The sequence below is a fragment of the Streptomyces sp. NPDC002537 genome, assembly GCF_053594975.1.
In genome coordinates this window covers 1-2,033 of record NZ_JBSFWT010000191.1, presented here as the reverse complement: position 1 = coordinate 2,033, position 2,033 = coordinate 1, and the positions used below count along the sequence as shown (strand labels likewise).

The following is a 2,033-nucleotide window of genomic DNA, read 5'->3' as shown; positions in this document are numbered from 1 at the left end:
TCGGGCGGGGGGGGGCCGGCGGTCCCGGGGGGGCCCCCCCCCCCGCCCCCCCGCGCCGGCCCCCCCCCCCGCCCCCCCACCACTCCTGAGCGCTGCCAACGTCAGGGCATCCGGCGAGCCCCGGAAGAGACCCGCAACAGAATCGAGGCGATCGGCCATGGCCTCCTCCGAACTCGCCGTCCCGGGCGCGCCGTGCTGGGTGTCCCTGCTGACCTGCGACCGCACCGCCGCGCAGGACTTCTACGGCGCGGTGATGGGCTGGACCTTCCGGCGCGGCAGGCTGGGCGAGGACTTCACCGTGGCCGTCTCGGGCGGCAAGCCCGTCGCGGGCATCGGCAACGTGGCCCGCCGCATGGGCGTCGCCGTCTCCTGGACCTCGTACTTCGCCGTCGAGGACGCCGACGTCATCGCGTCGCGGGTCCGCGAACGCGGCGCGACCGTCGCCGTCGGGCCGCTCGCCGTCGGCCCCGGCCGGGCCGCGCTCGCCGCCGACCCGGCGGGCGCCGTCTTCGGCTTCTGGGAGGGCGAGACGCTCCGCGAGTGGCGCATCGGCCACGAGGGCGCGCCCGCCTGGCTGGAGCTGCGCACCCGCGACGCCTTCGCCGCCGCCATGTTCTACGGCGAGGTCTTCGAGTGGGCCACCGGGCGGCCGGACCGCTGCGAGGTCCGTTACGAGGACGACGCGGTGATGGTCCGGTCCGCCGGTCACACGGTGGCCTGCCTGCGCGGCGGCGCGATCGAGGAGGCGCCCGACCCGCGGATCCGGCCGCGCTGGCACGTCTACTTCCGCGTCGACGACGTCGAGAAGGCCGTCGAGGCGGCCGTCGCCGCCGGGGGCACGGTCGCCGCCGAACCGGGCGACTCCCCGGTGGGCCGCGAGGCGACGCTCCGGGACCCGGAGGGCGGCCTGTTCACCGTGACCACGGGGGCACGTGACTGAGCGCTCCGCCCGGAAGCGCGGTCATGACTTCCATACGTCCGCTCAGCGGGCCGTCAGGTCCCAGAAGCGGATGAGCGCCTCCGCCGTGGCCGCCGGGCGCTCGGCGTTGGGGGAGTGGCCCGCGCCCTCGACGACCGTGCGCACCGCCGACAGCTCCTTCGCCATCGCGTCGATCGACGGCACCGGCCAGGCGTAGTCCAGCCGGCCGGACAGTACGTGCTTGGGCAGCGCCACCGCCGCCAGTTCGGCCGTACGGTCCTCCTCCACCGTCAACTGCCGCCCGGCAACGAGCAGTTGCTCCGTCGTCGTGCCCGTCCAGCGGCGGTGGAGGAACTCCGTGAGCGCGGGCGCGACCGGCTCGGCGGGGGCGGCCTCCGCGTCCGCCTTCCGCATCTCCTGCCAGACGGACTCCCGGTCCAGCTGCCGCAGCGCGGCCAACAGCAGCCGGGTGCGGGCCTGCTGGGACTCCGCGATCGCCGCCGGACCACAGCTCATGAGCGTGAGCGAGCGGAAGGGCGAGGCATCGAGCAGGACCGCGGCGCGGGAGACCAGGCCGCCGAAGGAGTGCCCCAGCAGATGCACGTCACCGCCGAGGGCCCGCGCCTGCGCGATGACGTCCCGGGCCAGCTCCGCCTGCTCGTACGCGCTCTCCTCGCGCGGCCCCGCGCTCTCGTGCTGCCCGCGGCCGTCGACGGCGACGGCCCGGTACCCGGCGGCGGCGAGCGGTTCGAGCAGGGCGATGAAGTCCTCCTTGCTGCCGGTGAACCCGGGCACGAGCAGCACGGTGCCGCTCGCCGCTGCGGCGGGGCGGGCGTCGTGGGTCGCGAACTCGCCGCGGGCGGTCGACAGGGTGCGCGCTTGCGCGCACGCGGGCAGGGTGAGGAAGGGAGGCCGACTCATCCTCCGAGGCTAGGCCCTGGCCGGGGGCTCGGCGGTGTGGGGGTGCCTCTCCGGCTTCCGCCTGCGGGTCCGTTGCCTCCCCCAGACTCCGTCCGGGGGGACCCCCAGCGGCGGGGGCGGCCTGCGGCCGCGTCCTCAAACGCCGGACGGGCTGGATTGTGCGGACCGCAGCCTGCAATTCAGCCCGTCCGGC

Annotated in this window: 2 protein-coding genes; one reads left to right on the top strand and one right to left on the bottom strand. The window is 76.2% G+C overall.

Features of this window, described 5'->3' with window-relative positions:
- The first annotated feature begins 157 nt into the window (after positions 1 to 157).
- A complete protein-coding gene (locus ACWD4A_RS35315) occupies positions 158 to 940 on the top strand; it encodes a VOC family protein (RefSeq protein WP_451200568.1) in 783 nt (260 codons plus the stop codon).
- Between the two features lie 42 nt (positions 941 to 982).
- Here ACWD4A_RS35315 and ACWD4A_RS35310 read toward each other — a convergent pair whose 3' ends face one another.
- Positions 983 to 1,840, bottom strand: coding sequence for an alpha/beta fold hydrolase (locus ACWD4A_RS35310; protein ID WP_451200566.1), 858 nt, complete (start codon positions 1,838 to 1,840; stop codon positions 983 to 985).
- Between the last annotated feature and the right edge of the window lie 193 nt (positions 1,841 to 2,033).